This is a genomic window from Bacillus sp. C30, from assembly GCF_040838255.1.
GTDB lineage: Bacteria > Bacillota > Bacilli > Bacillales > Bacillaceae_G > Bacillus_A > Bacillus_A mycoides.
Genome location: NZ_JBFPJH010000215.1, coordinates 1 through 5635, shown reverse-complemented (window position 1 = coordinate 5635; position 5635 = coordinate 1). Strand labels below are relative to the sequence as shown.

The following is a 5635-nucleotide window of genomic DNA, read 5'->3' as shown; positions in this document are numbered from 1 at the left end:
ATTATTCAATTAGGTAAAGTACAAATCATCGACGGAGAAACGTATCGAAATGAAGTGAATAAAAAGGAAGATGTAACGGTGAGTACTCCAGTTCCGAGAGGGAAGATGTTTGACCGGGAAGGGAAAGTTATTGTAAATAATAAACCGTTACGAACTGTTACATATACGAAGATGAAAGGAGTGGACTCAAAAGAGGTTTTAATAGTGGCAAGAAATTTAGCAAAGCTAATTGAAATGCCGCAAGAAGATATGGACAAGTTAACAGAGACAGATAAAAAAGATTTTTGGATGCAGTTAAATGAAAAACGTGCAGCAACAAAAGTAACGAAAGAAGATGAGAGTAAATTTAGGAAACAGGAAATAGAAGGGAAAGACTTAGATAAGAAAGTAGAAGAGTTGAGACGAGAAAGAATTACACAAGAAGAATTAAACGAGCTTTCGAAAGAGGATATAGAAGTACTAGCAATTAAAAGCAAAATGAATGCGGGATATAAAATGACGCCACAAATCGTCAAAAAAGATGTAAGTCAAAATGAATATGCAGTAGTGAGTGAAGGATTATCGAGCTTGCCAGGCGTAGATACGACTGTGGATTGGGAGCGCGAATATCCAAATGACAAAATACTACGTTCTGTACTTGGTAGTGTTTCTACTGAGAATGAGGGATTACCAAGGGAGCAATTAGACTATTATTTAGTGCGAGATTATAACCGAAATGATCGTATTGGTAAGAGTTACATCGAAAAACAATACGAAGATGTGTTACATGGAACGAAAGAACAGTCTAAAAATATTACGGATAAAGCTGGAAATATTATTCGGACTGAAAAAGTGACAAAAGGAAAAAGTGGAAATAATTTAATGTTAACAGTTGATATGGATTTACAGAAAAAGGTGGAGGAAAGTCTTGAAAGGAATTTAAGGGCATTTCATTCTTCTGAACCGATGATGGATCGTGCATTCGTCGTTATGATGAATCCGAAAAATGGTCAAATTCTATCATTAGCAGGAAAGAAAATTGTAAATAAAGATGGCGGGATGCAAATAGAAGACTACGCTTTAGGAACGATGATAAGTTCTTACGAGTTAGGATCAACGGTGAAAGGAGCTACGGTATTAGCGGGATATCAAACAGAAGCGATTAAGCCATATACGCATTTCTTTGATGCACCAATGTACTTTAAAGGAAGTTCGAAGCCGAAGAAATCGTGGAAAGACTTTGGAGATATTGATGATTTAAGAGCATTGCAAGTTTCATCCAATGTCTACATGTTTAATACGGCGTTAAAGATTGCGGGGATTGATTATGTACCAAACAATCCGTTAGATATTAGGCAAGAAACATTCAATAAAATGCGCTATTACTTTAGACAATTTGGTTTAGGTGTACCAACCGGTATTGACCTTCCAAATGAATCGATTGGTCAAATGGGTAGAACCGATAATATACCTGGTTTTTTACTTGACTATGCCATTGGACAATATGATACATATACGCCGCTTCAGCTTGCGCAATATATGTCAACGATTGCAAATGGTGGTTACCGAATGAAACCACAAATTGTACAAGAAATTAGAGAGCAACCGAATAGACCAGAGGAAGTCGGGAAAGTTATGCAATCGATGGAACCAGTCGTGTTAAATCGAGTGGATATGGATCTTTCATATATAAATCATGTGAAAGAAGGGTTTAGAAGAGTTTTCCAAGAGGTAGATGGGACCGGTGCTGGAACTTTTAAAGGTTTACCGTATAAACCGGCTGGGAAAACAGGAACAGCAGAAACAGTGTACGGTGGAGAAAGTGATATTGGAAGAGATGAAAACAACTATCGAAAAAAATGTTATAATTTAACTCTCGCCGGGTATGCGCCATATGATGCTGATCCGGAAGTTGCTTTTTCTGTTGTTGTGCCATGGGTAAATAATGATAAATCAGGTATTAATTCTGCAATTGGTAAAGAGGTTTTGGATGCATATTTTGACTTAAAAACGCAGAGATCGGGTGCAAGTCCAGTCCCAGTAGCACAATAGCCGAGTAAGGCACAGTAAAAACTTCAAATTGTAGCATATCACTGCGCAAATGAACAGGTGCAGTGATATATTTTTGAGTTGAAAAGTGTTTTGATAAGGTGGGAATGGATATGAAAGAGGAGATTAAGAGAGGTTGGGGAAAGTACATACTATTTATATTTGTCCTAGTAGGAGCGTACCAGTCTTTTACTTTATGTAAGGTGGAAGGAAAATCAATGCAGCCAACTTTACATGAAGAAGACTACGTATTTGTAAATAAAGCCGCTGTACATTTTTCTAGCTTACAGCATGGAGAAATCGTCATTATTAAGGAAGAGGATGAGTCGAAATATTATGTGAAACGTGTAATAGGGCTTCCTGGTGACATAATTAACATAACGAATGGAACTGTATACGTAAATGACAAAAAGCAAGATGAACCTTATATAAATAAAGATTTATATAACAATACACAAGTGTTTTATAATTTTCAAAAGACAAAGATTCCGCCAAATAAGTTATTTGTAATGGGAGACAATCGTGAACAAAGTAAGGATAGTCGAAATGGTTTAGGATATATTGAAGAAGATAATATAATAGGAAAAGTGGAATTTGTGTACTATCCTTTTTCGAAAATGAAAATCATAAAATAAGTGGGGATTCACAAAACCCCACTTATTAAAGTTTCACTTTATCTTCTTTAAAAAACCTTTTGGATTAAATGATATGAAAAACTTATGTTTAGATTCATCGATTATGAAATTGCTATTTTTAGTTAAAAACTCTTCCACAGCTTCCATTGGGCCAGGGCCCCAATCAGGAAGGAGAGGATTTCCGTTAATACTTGTATCTTCTACAATAATGTAACTGCCAGTGGTTACAATAGATTTATAAAGTAAGAGTTCTTTCGATACATGTTCTTTACTATGATCAGAATCTAAAATAACTAAAATCACATCATCAGGTTTGCGCATACTTAATATTGATTGGACGGCCTGTACAGAAACAGATGAAGCTGTTAAATACGTAATTCGATTATGGGATGGCCGATTTGGTTGCGGAGTTATATCGATAGTAAGTACGTGACCTTTTCCAATTAAATCTAACATAGAAGCTAAAAACAGTGCACTACCACCGTAAAAAGTTCCGCATTCAATAATTAAATCAGGCTTTAATTCGTATAATATTTCTTGATACAAAAAGAGATCAGAAGGAAGTTTGCAGATTGGAACCCCGAACCAGTGTGTACCATGTAACCAAACGTTGCTGTCGTAATATTGTTTTAGAAATTCGCTACTAATGTTATCGATTTTGAATTCTCCTTTCTAAAAAGGATTCTTTCATACGTAAAGAGTTTACGTATGAAAGTTGTACTATATATTATGTGGTAAGGGATTATAAGGCGAGTGTTTTCACGTGAAAATAAGCCAAATAACACATGTGGAAAATGAATTGCTTACAAAAGAAGATGTAAATGAAAGGAAATGATCGTATGTATAAGTACACAATTTGCTTCATTAGAAAAGGAGATAGAATACTTCTACTAAATAGAAACAAGAAGCCGACAATGGGAATGTGGAATGGTGTCGGAGGGAAAATAGAAGAGTATGAAACGCCATACGAAGGAGTCATTAGAGAAACCTTTGAGGAAACGGGAATAGAGCTTCCAAGTGTAACGTATAAAGGGAATGTTATTTTTAAAGTTAAAGACGAACCTCGGGGTAGCGAGGGAATGTATGTATTCCTAGCTGATTTACCAGATGGAGTACATATTGATACGCCAGTAAGCACTCATGAAGGTATATTAGAATGGAAGTCAATTGATTGGATATTAGATGGTGATAATAGAGGTGTAGTTAGCAATTTGCAAAGATATTTACCGACATTATTAAGTGAGGACAACAATTTAGAGCATATATTCACATATGATAATCGGAATATTATTGATTACAAAACTACACTTTTGATAGAAGATAATACGAAAAAACGATATGAAAAATATCTCGTTTCTCAATAAGAGAAGAAACGTTAAAATACGAAGAGAAAGCCAAATTCTTTATGGGAATTTGGCTTTTTACAAGGAATGCTAATTCAAATTTTACTCTTCATAATTTGCTTTAATAATAAAGCGGTGTTGCTTCACATCGAAATATCCTTTTTGCAAGATGATTTCATGTATGCGATACAATTCCTCGGTATAGCTGTCTACTGTAAATTCAGGAATTTGCCACGGAATTGCTTGCAAGTAATAGACAACAGAACCGACATCATAAAAACGCTGAAGAGGGAACTCTTCCTTCGCTTCTAAAATTGTAAATCCGCTTTTTCTCAATTCACTACATGCCGTTTCGAGTGACCAACTTGAAAATTCGCTATTCAGCGGTGTGCCAAACTGCTCATTCAGTTCCGCACAATCAAGACCACCGACTTGTTGTGTAAGAAATGTTCCATTGGTGGAAAGACTTCTTTTCACTTCAGAAGCAGAATAGGATTCATGTTGATTCACAATTAAATCAAACTGACCATCTTGAAATGGTAAAGCAGTATCATCAGTCACTTCTACGACTATAACTCCTAAAGGTTCTAATTTCTTTCGTGCAATTGGGACATTCGGAGCATAGCCCTCAGTCGCATAAATAGTTGACGGGAACGGTTGTAACATAGATAAAAACTCTCCGCCACCAGTCCCCATATCTAGCATTGATTTTGCACGTTGCATAAGCTGGAAAGCAGTGCTACCGTATGACCATGATAGGGGTTCGCTATTCATACGGCCAGTTTCTGAAATGAAAGAGAAATCCCAGCCGCTAAAGTTAGTCTTTGCACTTTCTAATAGTGCTGAAAATAATGGATCACGTTTCATAATATGTCCTCCTATTTCGTTAATGAATGATATAGTAAGAACAGAGAAATGGAGGACCTCTTGTAAAGATGAAGAGGTTTTACGTTTCGTGTTCGAATAGATTCATACAAATTCGCTCCTTGCGAGAATAATTATTTATATATTCGGGATAATCGAGTGAAAATCCTTTGAACTATAAAGGGAAGGTAGATATTTAATGAAGAATTGGATTGAGTTTACAGACAAAGAGTACGACCGAATATGGGATAGGGTATATAGTGATTTTGAGTTTTCACCAAGTATGTCTATATTCCCATCATTTAAGGTGCCAAGTCCTTTTATAACATATGATATTTCTCATTACTTTGGAGAATCGGTAGATTTAAATGTATATGACGATCTGGAAGAAAAAGCATTACTAGTTTTTAAAGAGAATACAGTATCGAATGAATATATAATGGCACTTGATTGGCAACATGAATGTTACTGGGTAAATTCACATTTAAAGTTTGATAGAAATGAATTTGATGAGTGGACAATCCCGATTTTTCCAACTGGAGATTACTATTTCTTTATTCAGAAGGACTTTAAGTGGGGGTATTTAGGGCATCCGTGGGAGGAGAGTATAACGATATTTGGAAAAGAATTAATAGATGCTTTTGATCAACATAAACCGGAAATGTTTCATAAGATTTTAAGGCAGGGTTAATGTTTAAAAGAGAAAAAACATTTATACTTCCAAATGAAGTATAAACGTTTTTATTATTAGCTGTTTTCATATAG

Annotated in this window: 6 protein-coding genes; 4 read left to right on the top strand and 2 right to left on the bottom strand. The window is 35.4% G+C overall.

Annotated features, from left to right (window positions below; all coding sequences use genetic code 11):
* Both AB3X49_RS16670 and lepB read left to right on the top strand, forming a co-directional pair.
* Positions 1 to 2031 (top strand): peptidoglycan D,D-transpeptidase FtsI family protein (locus AB3X49_RS16670; protein ID WP_367963457.1); only part of this gene is annotated, 2031 nt, incomplete at its 5' end.
* A gap of 110 nt (positions 2032 to 2141) precedes the next feature.
* A complete protein-coding gene (lepB, locus tag AB3X49_RS16665; protein WP_002127988.1) occupies positions 2142 to 2663 on the top strand; it encodes a signal peptidase I in 522 nt (173 codons plus the stop codon).
* Between the two features lie 33 nt (positions 2664 to 2696).
* Here the strand turns inward: lepB and AB3X49_RS16660 are convergent, their stop codons facing one another.
* A complete protein-coding gene (locus tag AB3X49_RS16660; RefSeq protein WP_078178857.1) occupies positions 2697 to 3320 on the bottom strand; it encodes a cephalosporin hydroxylase family protein in 624 nt (207 codons plus the stop codon).
* Positions 3321 to 3502: 182 nt separating this feature from the next.
* Here AB3X49_RS16660 and AB3X49_RS16655 point away from each other — a divergent pair, with 182 nt between their 5' ends.
* The gene (locus AB3X49_RS16655; protein WP_131245583.1) at positions 3503 to 4027 is read left to right on the top strand and encodes an NUDIX hydrolase; all 525 of its coding nucleotides are present in this window, start codon (positions 3503 to 3505) and stop codon (positions 4025 to 4027) included.
* Positions 4028 to 4108: 81 nt separating this feature from the next.
* Here AB3X49_RS16655 and AB3X49_RS16650 read toward each other — a convergent pair whose 3' ends face one another.
* Positions 4109 to 4873, bottom strand: coding sequence for a class I SAM-dependent methyltransferase (locus AB3X49_RS16650; RefSeq protein WP_002127984.1), 765 nt, complete (start codon positions 4871 to 4873; stop codon positions 4109 to 4111).
* 196 nt (positions 4874 to 5069) lie between these two features.
* Between AB3X49_RS16650 and AB3X49_RS16645 the strand changes: the two genes are divergently transcribed.
* Positions 5070 to 5561 (top strand): DUF2716 domain-containing protein, encoded by a 492-nt coding sequence (locus AB3X49_RS16645; protein ID WP_002165521.1) that lies wholly within the window; start codon positions 5070 to 5072, stop codon positions 5559 to 5561.
* Positions 5562 to 5635: the final 74 nt, after the last annotated feature.